Origin of the sequence: Halomonas sp. HAL1, assembly GCF_030544485.1 — a bacterium.
Lineage (GTDB): Bacteria > Pseudomonadota > Gammaproteobacteria > Pseudomonadales > Halomonadaceae > Vreelandella > Vreelandella arctica.
On record NZ_CP130610.1, the window covers coordinates 1,104,524 to 1,123,714 of the forward strand.

14 protein-coding genes and 7 pseudogenes are annotated in these 19,191 nt (G+C 58.4%); 16 read left to right on the forward strand and 5 right to left on the reverse strand.

Features of this window, described 5'->3' with window-relative positions; all coding sequences use genetic code 11:
• Positions 1-87 precede the first annotated feature (87 nt).
• The gene (locus tag Q3Y66_RS05275) at positions 88-645 is read left to right on the forward strand and encodes an NUDIX hydrolase (RefSeq protein WP_008958202.1); all 558 of its coding nucleotides are present in this window, start codon (positions 88-90) and stop codon (positions 643-645) included.
• Positions 646-670: 25 nt separating this feature from the next.
• Here Q3Y66_RS05275 and Q3Y66_RS05280 read toward each other — a convergent pair whose 3' ends face one another.
• Complete coding sequence (locus tag Q3Y66_RS05280) at positions 671-982, reverse strand: NIF3 1 (RefSeq protein WP_008958201.1); 312 nt, start codon at positions 980-982, stop codon at positions 671-673.
• 128 nt (positions 983-1,110) lie between these two features.
• On the opposite strand from Q3Y66_RS05280, the pseudogene Q3Y66_RS05285 reads away from it, so the two are divergent.
• Positions 1,111-1,695 (forward strand): annotated as a pseudogene (locus Q3Y66_RS05285) (sugar-binding transcriptional regulator); the annotation flags it as partial.
• Positions 1,696-1,938: 243 nt separating this feature from the next.
• Here the strand turns inward: Q3Y66_RS05285 and arsB are convergent.
• The 4 genes and pseudogenes from arsB to Q3Y66_RS05305 form a co-directional block, all read right to left on the reverse strand.
• Positions 1,939-3,054 (reverse strand): annotated as a pseudogene (gene arsB / locus Q3Y66_RS05290) (ACR3 family arsenite efflux transporter).
• A 13-nt stretch (positions 3,055-3,067) separates the two neighbouring features.
• Positions 3,068-3,779, reverse strand: a pseudogene (arsH, locus tag Q3Y66_RS05295) (arsenical resistance protein ArsH).
• Between the two features lie 11 nt (positions 3,780-3,790).
• Positions 3,791-4,202 (reverse strand): annotated as a pseudogene (gene arsC / locus Q3Y66_RS05300) (arsenate reductase (glutaredoxin)).
• Positions 4,203-4,208: 6 nt separating this feature from the next.
• Positions 4,209-4,559, reverse strand: a complete 351-nt coding sequence (locus Q3Y66_RS05305; RefSeq protein WP_008958326.1) for a helix-turn-helix transcriptional regulator — start codon at positions 4,557-4,559, stop codon at positions 4,209-4,211.
• Positions 4,560-4,690: 131 nt separating this feature from the next.
• Here Q3Y66_RS05305 and Q3Y66_RS05310 point away from each other — a divergent pair, with 131 nt between their 5' ends.
• The 14 genes and pseudogenes from Q3Y66_RS05310 (at position 4,691) to xylB (ending at position 19,175) form a co-directional block, all read left to right on the forward strand.
• Positions 4,691-5,116: an arsenate reductase ArsC gene (locus Q3Y66_RS05310; protein WP_008958325.1), complete on the forward strand. Its 426-nt coding sequence runs from the start codon at positions 4,691-4,693 to the stop codon at positions 5,114-5,116.
• 46 nt (positions 5,117-5,162) lie between these two features.
• Positions 5,163-6,193, forward strand: a pseudogene (locus tag Q3Y66_RS05315) (ArsJ-associated glyceraldehyde-3-phosphate dehydrogenase).
• Positions 6,186-7,420: pseudogene (gene arsJ / locus Q3Y66_RS05320) on the forward strand (organoarsenical effux MFS transporter ArsJ). The pseudogenes Q3Y66_RS05315 and arsJ overlap by 8 nt, the downstream one beginning before the upstream one ends.
• A gap of 311 nt (positions 7,421-7,731) precedes the next feature.
• Positions 7,732-9,033: an ISL3 family transposase gene (locus tag Q3Y66_RS05325; RefSeq protein ID WP_008958322.1), complete on the forward strand. Its 1,302-nt coding sequence runs from the start codon at positions 7,732-7,734 to the stop codon at positions 9,031-9,033.
• A gap of 55 nt (positions 9,034-9,088) precedes the next feature.
• A pseudogene (locus Q3Y66_RS05330) lies at positions 9,089-9,448 on the forward strand (sugar-binding domain-containing protein); the annotation flags it as partial.
• Positions 9,449-9,622: 174 nt separating this feature from the next.
• Entirely contained in the window at positions 9,623-10,945 is a 1,323-nt protein-coding gene (locus tag Q3Y66_RS05335) for a sugar ABC transporter substrate-binding protein (RefSeq protein WP_008958199.1), read from the forward strand.
• A 110-nt stretch (positions 10,946-11,055) separates the two neighbouring features.
• A complete protein-coding gene (locus Q3Y66_RS05340) occupies positions 11,056-11,946 on the forward strand; it encodes a carbohydrate ABC transporter permease (protein WP_008958198.1) in 891 nt (296 codons plus the stop codon).
• 104 nt (positions 11,947-12,050) lie between these two features.
• Positions 12,051-12,842 (forward strand): carbohydrate ABC transporter permease, encoded by a 792-nt coding sequence (locus Q3Y66_RS05345; protein WP_238528542.1) that lies wholly within the window; start codon positions 12,051-12,053, stop codon positions 12,840-12,842.
• Between the two features lie 12 nt (positions 12,843-12,854).
• Positions 12,855-14,006 carry an ABC transporter ATP-binding protein gene (locus Q3Y66_RS05350; protein WP_008958196.1) on the forward strand — a complete coding sequence of 384 codons (1,152 nt, stop codon included), beginning with the start codon at positions 12,855-12,857 and terminating at the stop codon, positions 14,004-14,006.
• Positions 14,003-14,713 carry an HAD family phosphatase gene (locus Q3Y66_RS05355; protein ID WP_008958195.1) on the forward strand — a complete coding sequence of 237 codons (711 nt, stop codon included), beginning with the start codon at positions 14,003-14,005 and terminating at the stop codon, positions 14,711-14,713. Before Q3Y66_RS05350 ends, Q3Y66_RS05355 begins: the two co-directional genes overlap by 4 nt.
• Positions 14,714-14,715: 2 nt before the next feature.
• Positions 14,716-15,501: an L-iditol 2-dehydrogenase gene (locus Q3Y66_RS05360; protein WP_008958194.1), complete on the forward strand. Its 786-nt coding sequence runs from the start codon at positions 14,716-14,718 to the stop codon at positions 15,499-15,501.
• 7 nt (positions 15,502-15,508) lie between these two features.
• Positions 15,509-16,129, forward strand: a complete 621-nt coding sequence (locus tag Q3Y66_RS05365) for a fructose transporter (protein ID WP_008958193.1) — start codon at positions 15,509-15,511, stop codon at positions 16,127-16,129.
• A 71-nt stretch (positions 16,130-16,200) separates the two neighbouring features.
• Positions 16,201-17,688 carry a mannitol dehydrogenase family protein gene (locus Q3Y66_RS05370; protein ID WP_008958192.1) on the forward strand — a complete coding sequence of 496 codons (1,488 nt, stop codon included), beginning with the start codon at positions 16,201-16,203 and terminating at the stop codon, positions 17,686-17,688.
• A complete protein-coding gene (gene xylB, locus Q3Y66_RS05375; RefSeq protein WP_008958191.1) occupies positions 17,688-19,175 on the forward strand; it encodes a xylulokinase in 1,488 nt (495 codons plus the stop codon). The genes Q3Y66_RS05370 and xylB overlap by 1 nt, the downstream gene beginning before the upstream one ends.
• Positions 19,176-19,191: the final 16 nt, after the last annotated feature.

The window sequence follows — 19,191 nt, forward strand, 5'->3', positions numbered from 1 at the left end:
CCAGTAACTTTGTTCTCTTTTACCCAGCAGCGGTCATTGACGTCAAGCGCGTCGAGGCTTCTATTCACTAGCCGTTGAGAATACGCGATGAACTTTTGTAGCCACTGTGGTGATAAGGTGCGTTTTGCAGTCCCCGAAGGCGATGATCGCCCACGCTACCTGTGCGATGCCTGCGGGACGATTCACTATCAGAATCCACGTATTGTGGCCGGCACGCTGCCCGTTAGCGGTAGCAAGGTATTGCTCTGTAAGCGTGCAATTTCACCGCGCAAAGGCTACTGGACGCTGCCTGCTGGCTATATGGAAAACGCTGAATCAACCCAGCAGGCTGCCGCCAGAGAGACCCGCGAAGAGGCCTGTGCCGAGGTCAAACTGGCCAACCTCTATACCCTGATTGATTTACCGCATATCAATCAGGTTTATATGATTTTTCGTGCCGAATTAATCGGCGGCTTCAGCGCCGGACCGGAAAGCCTGGAAGTTGCGCTATTTGAGGAACACGAAATTCCCTGGGATGAACTGGCCTTTACGACCATTGAGCGCACGCTACGGCACTTCTACGCTGACCGCCCCCATAACGAGTTTCCGCTGCATATCAGCATGGTGACGCCTGAAGATCGGGAACGCTATTTTGGCAGTGCATAAGGCACACTGCCACTGCGTCAACTCGCTATAGATCGGCTAATTGCCACACATCATAAGCGACTTCTTCGTAGGGATGGGCAAGTTTCAAGGCCTCGATAGCACCATGGATGTGTGCGTCATCACAGACTAGTTCCACTTTGAACTCTTCGACTTTTTCTAGGCTGCCCACCGAACCAATGTGCGGGTGGGCACCTTCGGTCGGGCGAAACTGCCCCGTACCACGGGTTTGAAAACAGACACTCTCGTACGCACCCATACGCCCGGCACCAGCTTCAAACACGGCTTGCTTAACGCTGTCGGCATCTTCCACGGGAACAAAAAAAGCCAATTTGTACATGCTAATCCCCTCTGCAATCCATTCATCATCAAGCGCTGTACTACACGTATGTTAGCGGATAGACGACTACTGGTCGCGGGCTTAGCTTTGTATGATGATGTTTCAGTACTCATTAAGTGAGCCATTATATGGATAAATTTGAGGTAAAGCTGGACCAGGCGGCCAGGGCCGCCTGGATGTCTTACGTGGGGGGAATGACCCAGGATGAGATCGCCAGCCAGTTGGGTGTTTCACGGCCAGGCGTGCAGCGCTTGTTAGCCTTGGCTCGCCAGGAGGGGCTGGTGAAAGTGCATATTGATCACCCGATCTCTAACTGTATGGCGCTAGGCAGCACGTTGCGTGATCACTTTGGTTTGACCTACTGCGACGTGGTTCCTGCCGATAACCACGCCGCCGAAAGTGCGGCTTCTTACCTAGCCGTGGCAGCCGCCGAGCGGGTGGCGCAGTTGGTTGAACGCAGTGAGCCGTTGACGCTTTCGTTAGGCACCGGGCGTTCGGTGCGGGCAGCGGTAGAAGCGCTAAGCCGTGTTGAGCGGCCTCAGCATCGCTTTGTCTCGTTAGTGGGGAATGTTGCCCGGGACGGCTCGGCTAACCGTTACGATGCGGTGATGGTGATGGCGGATAAAACCGGCGGTGAACGCTTTTTGCTACCCGCACCAGTGGTGGCGGAAACGCTTGTTGAAAAAGAGGCGATGCTGACGCAGCGGTTATTTAAAAAAGGGTATCCGGATTATCTGGTTGCTATGCGAAATTGAAAGGTGGGCGACAAGCAAAACTCACAACGGATTAACTGGTTGATAGGCCCTACATAACCACACTTGAAGCCATAGCCGCTTACTTGGCCGCCGTTGATAAAGCGAAGGAGAACCGGACTACCTGGTTCATGCTCGGGAAGCTGTGGAATTGGCCAGGACAAGAGGGACTACGCTGGGTGATGGCTCGCCAGGCTACCCTGATCACGTAGCTTCTCGGCTAGGCGTTGACTTTCTCAGCATCCCGTGTGAACCGTGGCGAACGACGGGGAACCCCCGTGTGTTGTTGGCGATTCTGATTCTGACATGATTGGCACCTCCACAGCACCAGCACCCCGTGGGCCAGCGCCGCGCCGGACTGCAGGCCGAACAGGGCAATGGCGGCGGCCACGGCTAGCTCGAAGAAGTTGCTGGCACCGATCATCGCTCCCGGGGCGGCGACATTGTGGGGCACTTTCCACGCCTTGGCCCAGCCGTAGGCAATGAAGAAGATCAGGAAGGTCTGGATGATCAGCGGGATGGCGATCAGCACGATGTGCAGCGGGTTGTTGAGTATGACATCGCCCTGGAAGGCGAATAACAGCACCAGGGTGATAATCAGGCCGATGGGCGTGATCGGTCCTACCTTTTTCATGAAGACGTTGTCGTACCACTCGATGCCGCGACGGGCGATCAGGGTGCGCCGGGTCAGGTAACCGGCGGCCAGCGGGATGACGATGTAGAGCACCACCGACAGCGCCACCGTGTCGTAGGGTACCTGGATGTTCGACACGCCGAGCAGCAGGATCACGATGGGGGCGAAGGCGAACAGCATGATCAGGTCGTTGACCGCCACCTGGACAAGAGTGTAAGCAGCATCGCCGCGGGTCAGGTAACTCCACACGAAGACCATAGCGGTACATGGCGCGGTCCCCAGCAGGATGGCACCGGCAAGGTACTGGCTGGCCAGCTCTTCGGGAATGAAGGGCCTGAACAGCACCATCAGGAAAAACCAGGCGATGGCGAACATGGTGAAGGGCTTGATCAGCCAGTTCACCGTGGTAGTGATGACAAGCCCCTTGGGCTGGCGGCGCACACCGAGCACAGCGGTAAAGTCGATCTGCGCCATCATCGGGAAGATCATCGCCCAGATGAGGATGGCTACTGGGATCGACACCTGGGCGACTTCGAAGCGCGAGAGGGTTTCGGGCACCGCCGGGCGAACTGGCCCAGCAGTACGCCGGCGACGATGGCCATCGCCACCCATACCGAAAGATAACGCTCGAAACGACCCATGCCCTCGGTGGCGCTTGGGGCTTGGGATTCTTGGAGTGCGGTCATGGTGTGACTCCTATCAGATGGCACATTGATTCACGCGCCGAGAAACGTCTTCCGCGCTTTCCACTCGCTCAGAGTAGCGGTCTGTCAAGTAGTCGCTTCGTCCTCGGATCATCAGGGTGAACTTGGTCAGTTCCTCGCAAACATCCACTATGCGGAGGTACAGAGGAGAGGGCTTCATGCGGCCATCTTCGTCGAATTCATTGAAAGCTTTCGGTACCGAAGACTGATTGGGGATCGTCACCATGCGCATCCAACGACCGAGGATGCGCATTTGGTTAACCGCGTTAAAGCTCTGGCTCCCGCCTGATACCTGTATCACGGCCAGGGTCTTCCCTGAGTGGGACGAATGCCGCCTAGTGACAACGGAATCCAGTCGATCTGGGCCTTCATGATGGCCGTCATGGCACCATGGCGTTCGGGACTGACCCACAGCATGCCTTCCGACCACTCGGCCAACTCGCGTAACTCCTGAACCTTGGGGTGGTCAGCCCCCGCATCATCCGGCAAGGGCAGGCCGCTAGGGTTGTAAGTCCGCACCTCGCATCCGAACCAACGCAGCAGTCGCCCGGCTTCCTCGGCAACGAAACGTGAGTAGGATCGTTCTCGCAGGGATCCGTAGAGCACCAAAATACGTGGCGCATGCTGGGGGTCTCGGGGCCTGCCAACAGTGTCGTGTCGATGGAACGCAACTGGGAAGGATCAATATTGGGGAGGTCTGCCGGCATCTTGATGTCTTTCATGGCGCGATTCCTGGGTAATGGATGACTTCACCATCTTCCTTGATGAAGTGCGCTACTGGGTGGTCAAGGAGATCCAGCACCGTCTCCGATGGTCGGCATAGCCTGGCACCCTTCAGTGTCACCACGATCGGTCGATTGATCAGAATCGGTTCCGCCAGCATGGCATCGATCAGCTGATCATCCGTCAACGCCGGGTCGTCCAGCCCCAATGCCTCGTAGGGGTTCCCTTGCGCCGCAGTAGATCCCGAGGGCAGATACCCATCTTCGCCAGCAGCTCCACGATGCGTTCCCGGCTTGGGGCGTATTGAGATATTCGATGATCTCGGGAGGTTCACCAGAGGCCCTCATCATCGCCAAGGTATTGCGTGATGTGCCGCAGTTCGGGTTGTGATAGATCTGGGGAAGCATACTGTTTCATTCCTTATCTTGATTCGGAGTGTAACCGATCAGGGACTCCGCTAAGGGGCCACACACCTCCGGATGCCCCGCGCAGCAGTCGCGCACCAGGAAGCGGATGGCTTCCTGCATGTGGTTTAGATTCGCCCGATAGATGATCGAGCGCCCCTGACGACGGGATACCACCAGACCTGCCCGCGACAGCACAGACAGGTGCGCCGACATCGTGGCATGGGGCACCGATAGCTGCCGTGCGAGCTCGCCGGCGGCGAGCCCATCCGGTTCCTGGCGTACCAGCAGGCGAAAGACCGCCAGGCGTGTCTCCTGGGCAAGAGCGGAAAAGCTCTCGATTACGTTTGATGTTTCCATATTTCCAAAATTATGGAATTATTGGGGGCGTGTCAAGTCGTTCACTCAAGGTAGAAGCGTAGAACGTCCTAGCAGCACGCAACATCTTTCTATCCGCACATATGCAAGCCCGCATCAATGAGGGTCAACTGATGAGACTGCGACGTGTTCTGTTCCTGTGCAATGCCAACTCGGCCAGGTCCCTGATGGGCGAAGCCCTGTTACGTCACCTGGCGGGAGACCGCTTTGAGGCGTTCAGCGCTGGTTCCGAGCCGGATCGCCCCCATGAGATCACCTTGGCTACCTTGAGCAAGCTAGGTATCGACACTCAGGGGCTCGCCAGCAAGTCCCTGGGCGATTTCGCCGGTGAGCATTTCGATTCGGTGATCGTGCTTTGTGACAAGGCCCAGCAGGCATGCCGTGACTGGCAGGGCAGCAGTGATGAGTATCTCTACTGGGATATCCGCGATCCTCGCCTTATCGAGCGGTGGGATGCCTACGAGCAGGCGCTGGCCGAAATCCGTCATCGGCTATTGCTCTGGCTGGAGATCCAGGAGCGCGACGACATCGAGCGCTGAACCTCGATCCATCGAGACCCACGACTAAATTCAAAGCGAGGTAACTATGACTCTGCGTATTGGTATCAATGGCTTCGGACGCATTGGCAGATTGACGCTGCGCAGCCTCTGGCGCTCCGTCGAATCGGGCGAGGTCGAGATCGGCTTGATCAACGATCCGGGCGGTGACGCTGCCACCTTCGCCCACCTGCTGGAGTTCGACTCGGTGCATGGCCACTGGGCACCGGGAAAGGGAATCGACGCCACCGAGGCGGACATCCTCATCGACGGTCGGCGCCTGGCTTTTACCTCCAAGGTCGCCACGGCCGACAGCGACTGGTCGGGCTGCGACGTTGTCATCGAGTGTTCGGGCAAGATCAAGACCCGCGAGAAACTGCAGGCCTACCTGGACCAGGGCGTCGGTCGGGTGGTGGTAAGCGCGCCGGTGAAGGAAGAGGGCGTGCTGAACGTGGTGATGGGGGTCAATGACGACCGCTACGATCCTGAGACACACCGCATCGTCACCGCGGCGAGCTGCACCACCAACTGCCTGGCGCCGGTGGTCAAGGTTATCCACGAGACCTATGGCATCCGCCACGGCTCCATGACCACCGTCCACGATATCACCAATACCCAGACCATCCTCGACGCCCCCCACAAGGACTTGCGCCGAGCCCGTGCCTGCGGCATGAGCCTGATTCCCACCACCACCGGCTCGGCCAAGGCGATCACCGCCATCTTTCCCGAGCTCGAGGGCAAGCTGAACGGCCACGCCGTGCGGGTGCCCCTGGCCAACGCCTCGCTCACCGACATGGTCTTCGAACTCGAACGCGAGGTGACGGTGGACGAGGTCAATGCTGCTCTGAAGGCCGCCGCCGAGGGCCGCTAGCCGGCATCCTGGGCTACGAGGAGCGCCCGCTGGTCTCCATCGACTACCGTACCGATCCGCGCAGCTCGATCATCGACGCGCTTTCGACCATGGTGGTCAACGGCACCCAGCTCAAGCTCTACGCCTGGTATGACAACGAGTGGGGCTACGCCAACCGGACCGCCGAGCTGGCGATGAAGGTGGGGAGTGAGCAGGTGGGCCATGTCTGAGGCAGGGAAGCTCGGGATCCGCTTGAAGGGGCTGCCCTTCGAGGTGCGCCAGTACCTGCTGATCACCGGCAACTACTGGGCCTTCACCCTCACCGACGGTGCCCTGCGCATGTTGGTGGTGCTCTACTTCCATCAGTTGGGCTACTCACCGCTGGAGGTGGCGCTGCTGTTCCTCTTCTACGAGGCCTTCGGCGTAGTCACCAACCTGGTGGGGGCTGGCTGGGGGCACGCCTGGGCCTCAACCGCACCATGAACGTGGGCCTCGGCCTGCAGATCGTCGCGCTGGTCATGCTGATGGTGCCCGCCGCGGCGCTAACCGTGCCCTGGGTGATGGCCGCCCAAGCGCTCTCGGGCATCGCCAAGGACCTCAACAAGATGAGCGCCAAGAGCGCGGTCAAGGTGCTGGTGCCCAAGGACAGCCCTAGTGCCGGCAGTGCCCTCTACCGCTGGGTAGCGATCCTCACCGGTTCCAAGAACGCGCTGAAGGGGGCCGGTTTCTTCCTCGGCGGCCTGCTGCTGACTCTGATCGGCTTCCGCGGTGCGGTCATCGCCATGGCATTGATGCTCGTCGCGGTGTTGACGCTGTCGCTGATAAGGCTCAAGGCTGACCTGGGTCGCCAGAAGCGCAAGCCCAAGTTCACCGAGGTGTTCTCCAAGTCCCGGGCCATCAACGTGCTCTCGGCGGCGCGGCTATGCCTGTTCGCCTCCCGGGACGTGTGGTTCGTGGTGGCGTTGCCGGTGTTCCTCTACGACCAGCACGGCTGGAGCCATTGGACGGTGGGCGGCCTGCTGGCTATCTGGGTGATCGGCTATGGTGGGGTGCAGACCCAGGCGCCGCGCCTCACCGGCCTGGTCAAGGGCGGGGCGCGGGCCGTCACCGTGTTCTGGGCGTTGGCCCTGGCCGGCTTGCCAGCGCTGCTGGCCCTGCTGCCCCTGGCCGAAGTGGGCTGGTTGGTGACGGGGCTTTTGGCCTTCGGCGTGCTCTTCGCCGTCAACTCCAGCTGGCACAGCTACCTGATCGTGCACTATGCCCGCGCCGATGGCGTCTCCATGGACGTGGGCTTCTATTACATGGCCAACGCCATGGGCCGCCTCGCCGGCACACTACTCTCCGGTTGGGTGTACCAGGTGTATGGCCTGGCCGCCTGTCTGTGGATCTCGGCCGCTCTGGTGGCGGCCAGCGCCCTGATGGCTCTTGCGCTGCCACAGGAGGCGTCTGGGGAATGATGTGGGGCTACCCGACGCTGACCTTGCCCCACGGCTATCGACTGAGCCCCAGGACCCTCTACCCCATGCTGCATTCGATGGAGCGCAAGGGGGCCTGCCCTCCGTGATTAGTACAAGGGAAGCACACGACGCAGGCTCTACCGTCGCTGTTCGCGCTGGGCGCCGCCGTGCTCAACGGTCCCCTCAACCAGGGGATCATCCACGGCCTCAAGGTCAGTGGCGGCATTCTCGTCACCATGTAGCTGGCATCGTCCTCAATGCCAAACAGGCACTATCCCGATAAACATACTTGCCACGAAAACGCCCAAGATATGACGCACTTTTCTGACAACATTCTCCACCTGCCGGAATACCACGTCCTGGGCACCAAGGTGGAAGAGCATGATCTCCACTACCAGATCGAAGCTCCTGAGCCTCTAGCTTGCGAGGAATGCGGCGTTGAGAATGAGTTTGTCAGGTTCGGCAAGCGCGATGTGGCCTATCGTGACCTACCCATCCACGGCAAGCGGGTCACCCTCTGGGTGGTCCGTCGCCGGTACACATGTCGAGCCTGCGGAAAGACATTCCGTCCGACGCTCCCCGAGATGGTGGACACTCATCGCATGACGCGGAGGCTTTACAGCCATGTTGAAAAGGAGGCCTTCAACCACCCCTACGCCTATGTAGCCGATACCACGGGCCTCGATGAGAAGACCATACGCGAAATCTTCAAGAAAAAGGCTGAGTTCCTGGCGATTTGGCACCGCTTCGAGACTCCTCGTTGCCTGGGCATCGACGAGCTGTACCTGAATCGCCGCTACCGCTGCATCCTGACCAACTTGGAGGAGCGTACTCTGTTAGACCTGCTGCCCGGTCGTCAGCAGGACGCGGTGACGAAGCGGCTCATGAGCATGACTGAGCGCGACAAGGTCGAGATCGTCAGCATGGACATGTGGAAGCCCTACCGCCGTGCCGTTCAGGCGGTGCTGCCACAGGCCCGCATTGTGGTCGATAAGTTCCATGTGGTGCGTATGGCCAACGAAGCCCTGGAGAAGGTCCGCAAGGGGCTCAGGAAGGAGTTGACGGCCAACCAGCGACGAACCCTTAAGGGCGACCGGAAGATCCTGCTGAAGCGGGCTCACGACGTCTCAGACCGCGAGCGTCTCATCATGGAAACCTGGACAGGGGCCTTCCCCCAGCTCCTGGCAGCCTATGAGCACAAGGAGCGGTTCTACCACATCTGGGGCTGTGCCACCCGGCGGGATGCTGAGAAGGCGTTGGCTGCCTGGGTTGACGGCATCCCGCAGGGGCAGAAGGAGGTCTGGAAGGATCTCGTTAGCGCCGTCAGTGGCTGGCGTGAGGAGGTGCTGACCTACTTCGAGACCGACATCCCAATCACCAACGCCTTCACGGAGTCGATCAACCGGCTGGCCAAGGACAAGAACCGCGATGGCCGGGGCTATTCATTCGAGGTGATGCGGGCCCGGATGCTCTACACCACCAAGCACAAGAAGAAGACGCCACAGACCAAGGAATCTCCGTTCCTGGGCAAGGCCACCATGACCTACAGCATGGGTCTCCCCGAGGCCGAGAAGAACTACGGCGTCGATCTATCAACCTTCTGGGAGGATTAAGGTTTTGGTGGATCAGAGGGGATCATCAACCACTTAATCCGGATACCCTAAAAAAATTGCCGATGTGGCGCGCGAGTCCGAGGCTGCTTTTATTGGCGTTGGGCGCATCGACCGCCAGGCCACGCTGTTTCAAGATCACTTTATTAGCGAAAGCGAACTAGATGAGTTGCTGGGTTTGGCAGCGGTAGGGGAGTTGCTTGGCTGGCCGCTGAATAGCGACGGCGAGGTGATCGACTGCTCGATTACCCGGCGGGTCACTAGTCTGCCCCTGGAGCGCTTTGGCAAGCACCATATGGTGGCGATAGCGGGAGGACGTGAAAAAGCCCCGGCGATTCATGCCGCGCTGCGTGGCAGTTGGTTAAAAGGGTTGGTGACTGACGAAGTGGCCGCTCGACAAATTGTCGACGCGCTATAGGAGGTTTCAAACCTAGGTGCGTGCACTGCAACATGCAGTAAGGGTAATAAGTTAGCGTAAAGTCTAATCCGATCGGCTTTGCTTTTTTTTGTCTTACGTACGATCATTTGTTCGGTTGATGATCAATAAGATCAAGGCGACAACAATGCCAATACAAGCCCATAGGAGTGCTTTATGCGACTCGCACGTCACTTGCCCGTCACCACGCTAGCGGCCGCCATTGCCATATCGAGCCATGCCCAGGCGCAAACCGAAATCACCGTGGCCACGGTTAACAACAACGATATGGTGATTATGCAGAGCCTCACCGAGGCTTTTGAAGAAGCTCACCCCGACATCACCTTGGATTGGGTGGTGCTTGAGGAGAACGTTCTGCGTCAACGCATGACCACCGATATTGCCACTGGTGGCGGCCAATTTGACGTCATGACCATCGGTACTTACGAAGTGCCCATCTGGGCAGAGCGCGGCTGGCTGTCACCACTGGATAATCTACCCGACAACTACAACGAAGACGACCTGCTCGCCTCAGTGCGCGATGGCTTGAGTCTGGATGGTACGCTTCACGCGCTGCCGTTTTACGCCGAAAGCTCGATGATGTACTACCGCCAGGATCTGTTTGATAAAGCGGGTATTGAGATGACCGAACAGCCCACCTGGGAAGAGGTGCGTGAGTGGGCGGGCGAATTGCACGGCAGCGAAGAAGGGCTGGCTGGCATCTGCCTGCGCGGCAAGCCGGGCTGGGGCGAGAACATGGCTTTCATCACCACGCTCGTGAACACCTACGGTGGTCGCTGGTTCGATGAAGAGTGGAATCCAGAGCTTAACTCCGAGCCATGGACGAACGCTGTCCAGTTCTATGTCGACCTGCTGAATGATTACGGCCCGCCAGGGGCAAGCTCTAACGGCTTTAACGAAAATCTGGCGCTGTTCGCACGCGGTAACTGTGCAATGTGGGTAGATGCCACTTCAGCCGCTGGCAAACTGTTCGACGAAAATGAGTCCGATGTAGCAGACAGCTTAGGTTTTGCACCAGCACCGATAGCAGAAACCCCCAAAGGCTCACACTGGTTATGGTCTTGGGCGCTCGCGATTCCGGCCTCTTCCGAAAAACAGGAAGCAGCGCTTGAGTTCATTACCTGGGCCACCTCAGAAGACTACATTGAGCTGGTGGGTGAAACGGAAGGCTGGACCAGCGTTCCCCCGGGCACTCGTGAGTCTACTTACGCGAACGAGCAGTACACCGAAGCGGCACCTTTTGCTGATTTCGTTTTAAAGGCCATTCAAGAAACCGACCCGAATGACTCAACCCTAGAACCCAACCCCTACGTTGGCGTACAGACGGTCAACATCCCCGAGTTCCAGTCCATCGGTACTCAGGTCGGTCAGACTATCGCCGCTGCGTTAACCGGCGACACGACGGTAGAGCAGGCGCTAGATAACGCCCAGCGTGCCACTGAACGCACGATGCAGCGGGCGGGCTACATCGAACGCTAAAACGAGACCAGCGCCTGCCTGTTCACTTGGTTACTGACAGTGAGGGCAGGCGCTTTATCGATGTTGTCTAGCCGTTTTCGTATAAAGCCTCGTATTTCGCAGGTAATCCCATGACTAAAACCCGTGCTTCCGGCCGTACTGTTGGCGGGCTGAGAACGCTTGCACTTCAAGCCCCAGCCGTGACGCTACTGTTGCTCTGGATGATTGTGCCGTTAGGCATGACGCTATGGTTCTCCTTTCAGTACTACAACCTGCTAATGCCCGACATGACCGGCTTTGCCGGGGTGGAAAACTATGAATATCTGTTAACCGACCCCGCGCTATGGAAAGCCATGGGCAATACGCTGCTGTTGGTGGGTTGGGTGCTGGTGATTACCGTTGTGGGTGGCACGCTGTTAGCCGTGCTGTTTCAACAAGAGTTTGCGGGTCGTGGTATTGCTCGTGTACTGGCAATTTCACCGTTCTTTATCATGCCCACCGTCAGCGCACTGGTGTGGAAAAATATGATGATGCACCCGTCAAACGGGGTGCTGTCTTGGCTGTTTGAGTCCGTTGGGCTGCCTGCATTGGACTGGTTCTCTGCATTACCGCTGACCTCCATTGTGATCATCGTCGCGTGGCAATGGCTGCCCTTTGCACTGTTGATTCTTCTGACGGCGATGCAGTCGCTGGATGAAGATCAAGTCGAAGCCGCCCGCATGGATGGCGCGGGCCCTGTCGCCATCTTCTTCTTTATTACCCTGCCGCATTTAAGGCGCGCGATCAGCGTGGTGATCATGATTGAAATGATCTTCCTGCTGACTATTTTCGCGGAAATTTTTGTGACGACGTCGGGGGGGCCTGGTTTAGCGACGACGAATCTGGCCTATCTGATTTACATCCGTGCGCTACTTGATTTTGACGTGGGCACTGCGTCCGCCGGTGGGGTGATCGCGATCATCCTGGCCAATATCGTGGCGATCTTCCTGGTCCGTATGGTGGCCAAAAACCTGGAAGACTAGACCGGCACTTGTGTCCTGGGAGCACTTCGATGACAACTTTAGGTTCCAAAACAGCTGCGCCACGCTCGACAACGGGGTGGCGGTCAGCACAGGCCAAACGGGCCATGATAACGGTGCTGGGCTGGTCGGTCGCCCTGGTCATCTTCTTTCCGATTTTCTGGATGATATTGACCGGGTTTAAAACGGAAACGGCGGCGATCGCCGACCCAACGCTGATTTTTTCGCCCACTCTGGAAAGTTACCAAGAGGTACAGGAGCGCTCGGGCTATGCGCGGTTTGCGCTCAATAGCGTTGCGGTAGCCTTTGGCTCTACCTTCTTCGCGCTGTTAATTGCTATTCCCTGCGCCTACGCCATGGCTTTTTTGCCGACTAAACGTACCAAGGGCACGCTGCTATGGATGCTCTCCACCAAAATGCTGCCCTCTGTGGGCGTACTGGTGCCGATATATCTGATTTTTCGCGATGTTGGCCTGCTCGATACCCGAACGGGGCTGATCATCGTCTACACCCTAATGAACCTGCCGATTGTGGTGTGGATGCTTTACACCTTCTTCAAGGATATGCCCAAGGACATTCTTGAAGCAGGGCGTATGGATGGCGCTTCGACACTTCAGGAGGTGATGTTTCTATTGCTGCCGCTGACGCTGCCGGGCATCGCTTCAACGGGCTTGCTATCGGTGATTTTGAGTTGGAACGAGGCGTTCTGGAGTCTCAACCTGACCACCTCAAATGCCGCCCCGTTAACCGCTTACATCGCCTCATTCTCAAGCCCTGAGGGGCTGTTCTGGGCCAAACTATCTGCCGCTTCCACCATGGCGATTGCGCCTATTTTGATACTTGGTTGGATGACGCAAAAACAAATGGTACGTGGCCTGACCTTTGGCGCCGTCAAGTAAAGGATCTTCCTCATGGCAACACTACAACTGCACAATATTACCAAGCGTTTTGGCGACACCGAGGTGATCAAGGGCATCGATCTCGAGGTGAATGACCGCGAGTTTGTCGTCTTCGTTGGTCCTTCTGGCTGTGGTAAATCGACCCTGATGCGCATGATCGCCGGGCTGGAGAGCGCTACCGACGGCGATATTTTGATCGACGGACAGCGTATCAATGACGTTGGCCCAGCGGACCGCGGCCTCGCCATGGTATTTCAGAGCTACGCGCTTTACCCACATATGACGGTAGAAGGCAATATGGGCTTCAGCATGCGCTTGGCGGGGGTTCCCAAAGAGGAGCGCCGTGCCAAGGTGCTGGAAGCGGCCAAGATTCTGCAGCTAGAGCCGCTGTTAGACCGTAAGCCCAAAGCGCTCTCCGGCGGTCAGCGCCAGCGGGTGGCTATTGGCCGTGCGATTGTGCGTAACCCCAGCATCTTCCTGTTCGACGAACCGCTCTCCAACCTGGATGCCGCGCTGCGTGTGCAGATGCGCATCGAATTGGCGCGGCTTCATGATGAGCTGGACGCCACCATGATCTACGTGACCCACGATCAGATCGAAGCGATGACCATGGCGGACAAGATCGTTGTGCTCCACGACGGGGTAGTAGAGCAAGTGGGGTCGCCGATGGCGCTCTATCATCACCCCTGCAATCGCTTTGTGGCGGGGTTTATTGGCTCACCGAAAATGAACTTCCTGCCGGTAACGCTGACCGGCGTAACGTCTGACGGGGTGGCTATTCGCTTGCCCGGTGGCGGTGAGCGCAGCGTTCCTGTCGACGGCCAGCATCTGGCGTCCAACGCCACGCTTGAACTAGGCGTTCGTCCAGAACACTTGGTGCTTGATGAACAGGGGCCGCTGAGCGGTGAAATCAAGGTGTTGGAGCGCCTCGGCGGCCAAACTTCACTCTATGTTCAGATGGATGACGAACTCATCACCATCATGGCCGATGGCGATGTGGCCTACCGGGTCAACGATACGGTCCATTTCGGCTTCGCCCCCGAGCGCGCCCACTTGTTTGATGCTAACGGGCTAGCCTTACCAAGCCTGGAGCAGCACCCGCTAGCAGGGCTGACCCGCCAAGATAACCGTGCCCCTGGCTCGCCTTCTGAGGAGCCTGCATGAGGACGCTCATCTTTGACTGCGATGGCGTGCTGGTCGACAGCGAAGCCATCGCGGAAGGCACGCTGGTGACGTACCTCTCCCGTTGGCTGCCTGACCTGAATATCGACCAGGCGCTGGGCCAGGCCTTGGGAATGACCACGGCGGCTATTCTTGCGCATCTCGAAGCGTTAAGTGCCCACACACTGCCGCTTGATGCCACCGAACAGGTGGATACTGCCATTGAGGCGCGCCTTGCGCGGGAACTGAAAGCGATAGAGGGGGCGGATAAGGCCGTTCGCGGCATTGCGTTGGAAAAAGCGGTAGTTTCCAACAGTCGGCGCAGCCGCGTACTGGCGTCATTGGCGAATACGCGGTTGGCAGAAGCCTTTGGCGACGTGCCTATCTTTACTGCTGATCAGGTGGCCAATCCCAAACCTGACCCCGCGCTCTACCAATTGGCCGCCTCCCAGTTAGGCCAAGTGCCACGAGACTGCCTGGTGGTGGAAGACAGCGTTGCTGGCGTGACTGCCGCCCATGCCGCAGGCATGTGCGTGATCGGTTTTGTCGGTGCAAGCCACGTGGATGCTGAACAGTCGGCGCGCCTTACCCAGGCCGGTGCCTGGCGCATTTTAGAGCATATGCACGGCTTGGCAGCGTTGGTGGACGAATGGCAGGCGCATGGCGCCAGCTTGCCAAATGCTAACGGTGTGCCCACTCCTCGGAGATAGCTATGAAACTGATCGATAAAACCGCGGTGATTACCGGTGGCGCTCGCGGCATCGGCCTGGCCATTGCCCAGCGCTACCTTTCAGAAGGCGCGAGTGTCGTGGTGGCCGATATTGACCGTGGCGCCATCGACGATGCCGTGGCGACACTGCAGCAGCTGGGGCTCGCCGAGAAAGTAATGGGGGTGGCACTAAATGTCTGCGATCAAAGCTCGATTGACGCCATGGTAGAAGCGGTGACGCAGCGCTTCGGCGGTATCGATATTTTGGTCAATAACGCCGCAGTATTTGATATGGCGCCCGTGCTTGAGGTGACCGAGGCGAGCTTCGACAAGCAGTTCGCGGTCAATACCAAGGGCATGTTTTTTACTCTACAGGCGGTTGCCCGTTCCATGGTAGCCCGTGGTCAAGGCGGGAAAATTATCAATATAGCCTCCCAGGCAGGTCGCCGTGGTGAAGCCCTGGTGAGTGTTTACTGCGCCAGCAAGTCGGCCGTCATCAGCCTCACACAATCCTGCGGGTTGGACCTGATCAAACATGGCATCAACGTCAACGGCATCGCTCCCGGCGTGGTGGATACGCCGATGTGGGAGGAGGTCGACGCACTATTTGCCCGTTATGAGAACCGTCCGCTTGGCGAGAAGAAACGTCTGGTAGGCGAAGCGGTTCCATTTGGGCGCATGGGTCTGCCGGAAGAGCATACCGGCGCAGCGGTTTTTCTGGCCAGCCAGGACAGCGATTACGTGGTCGCCCAGACACTCAATGTCGATGGCGGCAACTGGATGAGCTGAGGTGGCCATGACGCCTGATCTTGATGCCTTAGCACAACAGATTATTCGCGCCGCTGACGGTGCATCGCGCTACTTGGTAGCGCTAGCAGGGCCGCCGGGGGCAGGGAAATCCTATCGCAGCGCCCAGCTCTGCGATGCCATTAATCAGCGCTTGCCGGGCCAAGCCGGTCTGGTGCCTATGGACGGCTACCACTTCGATAACGCCGTGCTGGGCGAGCAGCAGGTGCCGGTAAAGGGCGCGCCCCACACATTCGATGCGGAGGGGCTGCGCTGCGATCTCGAACGCATCCGCCAAGCCGTTCACCCGGTAGCGGTACCGGTCTTTGATCGCCCGCTGGATCTCGCCCGTGCGGGTGGGCGCCTGATCACTCTTGAGCAGCGCATCGTGATCGTCGAGGGCAACTATCTGCTGCTGGATCGCTCTCCCTGGCGCGAACTGCGTCCGCTATTTGATTGGACGCTATTTCTAGACGTCGATGACGACGTACTGGTTGAGCGGCTGATCCAGCGCTGGCTTGAGATGGGCCAGGACCGCGCCGGGGCGCTGGAGCGTACCCACCACGAAGACATGCTCAACGCGCAATTGGTAAAACGCTGCTGTTTAACGCCTGACCAGCGCTGGCGCTAGCGTGTTTGTAACCGTTTTAGTCACTTTTATTATCCCCATCGTGCCAAGTAGGCCTTGGCTGGAGAGCTCCCATGACCCAACTTAACAATCACAACCTGGGCAATCTAACCGCCGATGTTGCTGTGCCTCACTATGACCGCAAGGCGCTCACACCCGGTATTGTGCATATCGGCGTAGGCGGCTTTCACCGTGCCCACCAGGCGATGTATCTGGATGCGCTGATGAGCCAGGGCGAAGCGCTGGATTGGGGGATTGTTGGCGTGGGCGTGATGCCCGGCGACAAGCGCATGCAGCAGGCGCTGGCAGCGCAGGATCATCTCTACACCCTGGTGGTGAAACACCCTGATGGCCAGTACGAGCCCAGGGTCATTGGCAGTATGGTGAATTACCTATTTGCACCGGACGATACCGAGGCTGTGATTGAGCAGATGGCCGACCCGGCGATTCGTATCGTATCGCTGACCGTGACCGAAGGCGGTTACAACTTTCATCCGGTGAGCGGCGAGTTCGATCTCGATAACCCTCAGGTGCGCGCCGACCTAGCCAATCCCACCCAGCCGACCACCACCTTTGGGCTCGTGGTGGAGGCGCTGGCCCGCCGCCGCGCGCGAGGCATTGCACCCTTTACCGTTATGTCCTGCGATAATATTCAAGGCAACGGTGATGTCGCTAAACGCATGTTTAGCGCCTATGCCCAAGCGAGGGATGCCGAGTTAGGTGCCTGGCTTGCCTGCGAGGTGGCGTTTCCCAATGCCATGGTGGATCGCATTACCCCGGTGACATCACCTACCGATATTGATGAGCTTAATCAGCGCTTTGGCGTCGAGGACGCCTGGCCAGTGGTTTGCGAACCCTTTACGCAATGGGTGCTGGAGGACCACTTTCCCCTTGGCCGCCCAGCGTTTGAAAAGGTAGGCGTTCAAGTTGTTGAGGATGTCGAACCCTACGAGCTGATGAAGCTGCGCCTACTCAACGCCAGCCATCAGGCGCTGACCTACTTTGGTTATTTAGCGGGATACCGCTACGCCCATGAGGTATGCCAAGATCCGCTGTTTGTTGATTTTCTCTTGGGCTATATGCGCGAGGAGGGCACACCAACATTGGCGCCAGTGCCGGGGGTTGATCTTGAAGATTATCGCTTAACGCTGATTGAGCGTTTTGCCAACCCGCAAATCAAAGATACCCTGGCACGGCTCTGCGCCGAGAGCTCTGACCGGATTCCCAAATGGCTAGTGCCGGTGATTCGCCAGCAGTTGGCCCAGGGTGGCGAGATAGAGCGCAGTGCCGCCGTGGTGGCCAGCTGGGCGCGCTACGCTGAGGGGGTAGACGAGCAGGGCGAGCCGATTGAGATTGTTGATCGTTTGAAGGCACCGCTAATGGCCATTGCGGCCGAGAACCGCACTCGACCCACGGCCTTTATCGAAAACCGTGAACTGTTTGGTGACTTGATCGATAGCGCCCGCTTTGTTGAAGCCTATATAGCAACTCTAAGTTCACTGCACGAACGTGGCGCACGCGCTACGCTAGAGGGTCTGGCGTCATCCAAAGGAACAGTGTGATGTATATCGGGGTAGATTGCGGTACCCAAAGTACCAAGGTGGTGGTGGTCGACGTTGAACGAGGCATGATTCTGTCGGAAGCAAGCCGCCCCCATCGCTTGGAAGAGGGCGAAAATGGCCGCCGCGAGCAGGCACCGGCCGAGTGGTTGGCGGCCCTGAAAGGCGCATTCTTTGCCGCCCTCGATAAAGCCGGGGTTTCGGCGAGTGAGGTGCGTGGTATCGGCGTTTCCGGCCAGCAGCACGGTATGGTGGCGCTGGATGCGGATGGTGCGCCGGTCTACCCCGCCAAGCTGTGGTGCGATACTGAAACCAGCGCCCAGAATGCCGAATTGGTTGCCCGCCTGGGCGGTGAAACGGGCTGCCTGGAAAAACTGGGGTTAGTGCTGCAAACCGGCTATACCGCCTCAAAGGTTGCCTGGCTGCGTGAGCATCACCCAGATGCGTACCACCGCATCGAAAGCCTGCTGCTACCCCACGACTATCTCAATTTCTGGCTTACCGGCGAGCGGGTCACCGAAGCGGGCGATGCCTCGGGTACCGGCTACTTCGATACCCGCAAACGCTGCTGGCAGTTGCAGGTATTTGAGGAAATAGCTCCCGAGCTAGACCCTGCACGGGTGCTGCCCCGTTTGCTGGAAGCCCATGAGCCGGTTGGCGTGGTGCGACAGGTAGTGGCACGTGAGCTGGGCCTTGGTGATCATGTCGTTGTCTCTTCCGGTGGCGGCGACAACATGCTGGGCGCCATTGGCACTGGCAATATTACCCCAGGGTTGATCACACTGAGCTTGGGCACCTCCGGCACCGTTTGCGCCTACTCGGCTACACCTGTCGAGTGCGATAACGCCATGGTCGCCAACTTCTGCTCCAGCACAGGAGGCTGGCTGCCGTTGATCTGCACCATGAATGTCACCTCGGCCACCACGCGGGTTCGCGAGCTGTTCGGTTTGGATTTAGCCGCGTTTGGCGAAAAAGTGGCCAGTGCGCCCATCGGCGCCGAAGGCGTTACCGTGCTGCCGTTTTTCAATGGCGAGCGGGTGCCGATGTTGCCCAACGCCTCCGCTGACTTTCTTGGCCTGACCAGTTTGAATACCACCCAGGCTAATTTATGCCGCGCCGTGGTGGAAGGCGCCACTTTCGGGCTACGCTATGGGCTGGAATTATTGGGTGATTTAACCGCAGGGGCTAGCCAGATCCGCCTGATCGGCGGAGGTGCGAATAGCCCAGTATGGCGACAGATGGTGGCGGACATTACTGGTACCCAAGTGATTTGCCCCGAAATTACCGACGCGGCTGCCCTAGGGGCGGCGATACAGGCGGCATGGTGCGACCAGCGTGCAGAGGGCGTTATGTTGGAATCACTGTGTGAAAAGTTAGTCCACCTGGATGCCCAGTCACTTGCTGACCCCCATCCTGCCCGTGTGGCCGCGTACCAACCGATTTATGCACGTTATTGCGCAGCACTTGAACAACGCCATGGCGGCGCTTAAAAGCATATCAAGGAGA

Bases quoted from the DNA above. Each gene is read 5' to 3' on its own strand.
- Q3Y66_RS05335 (WP_008958199.1), top strand. From the start codon at position 9,623: ATGCGACTCGCACGTCACTTGCCCGTCACCACGCTAGCGGCCGCCATT.
- Q3Y66_RS05355 (WP_008958195.1), top strand. From the start codon at position 14,003: ATGAGGACGCTCATCTTTGACTGCGATGGCGTGCTGGTCGACAGCGAA.
- Q3Y66_RS05275 (WP_008958202.1), top strand. From the start codon at position 88: ATGAACTTTTGTAGCCACTGTGGTGATAAGGTGCGTTTTGCAGTCCCC.
- Q3Y66_RS05340 (WP_008958198.1), top strand. From the start codon at position 11,056: ATGACTAAAACCCGTGCTTCCGGCCGTACTGTTGGCGGGCTGAGAACG.
- Q3Y66_RS05305 (WP_008958326.1), bottom strand. From the start codon at position 4,559: ATGGAAACATCAAACGTAATCGAGAGCTTTTCCGCTCTTGCCCAGGAG.
- Q3Y66_RS05370 (WP_008958192.1), top strand. From the start codon at position 16,201: ATGACCCAACTTAACAATCACAACCTGGGCAATCTAACCGCCGATGTT.
- Q3Y66_RS05365 (WP_008958193.1), top strand. From the start codon at position 15,509: ATGACGCCTGATCTTGATGCCTTAGCACAACAGATTATTCGCGCCGCT.
- Q3Y66_RS05350 (WP_008958196.1), top strand. From the start codon at position 12,855: ATGGCAACACTACAACTGCACAATATTACCAAGCGTTTTGGCGACACC.
- Q3Y66_RS05280 (WP_008958201.1), bottom strand. From the start codon at position 982: ATGTACAAATTGGCTTTTTTTGTTCCCGTGGAAGATGCCGACAGCGTT.
- Q3Y66_RS05325 (WP_008958322.1), top strand. From the start codon at position 7,732: ATGACGCACTTTTCTGACAACATTCTCCACCTGCCGGAATACCACGTC.
- xylB (WP_008958191.1), top strand. From the start codon at position 17,688: ATGTATATCGGGGTAGATTGCGGTACCCAAAGTACCAAGGTGGTGGTG.
- Q3Y66_RS05360 (WP_008958194.1), top strand. From the start codon at position 14,716: ATGAAACTGATCGATAAAACCGCGGTGATTACCGGTGGCGCTCGCGGC.
- Q3Y66_RS05345 (WP_238528542.1), top strand. From the start codon at position 12,051: ATGATAACGGTGCTGGGCTGGTCGGTCGCCCTGGTCATCTTCTTTCCG.
- Q3Y66_RS05310 (WP_008958325.1), top strand. From the start codon at position 4,691: ATGAGACTGCGACGTGTTCTGTTCCTGTGCAATGCCAACTCGGCCAGG.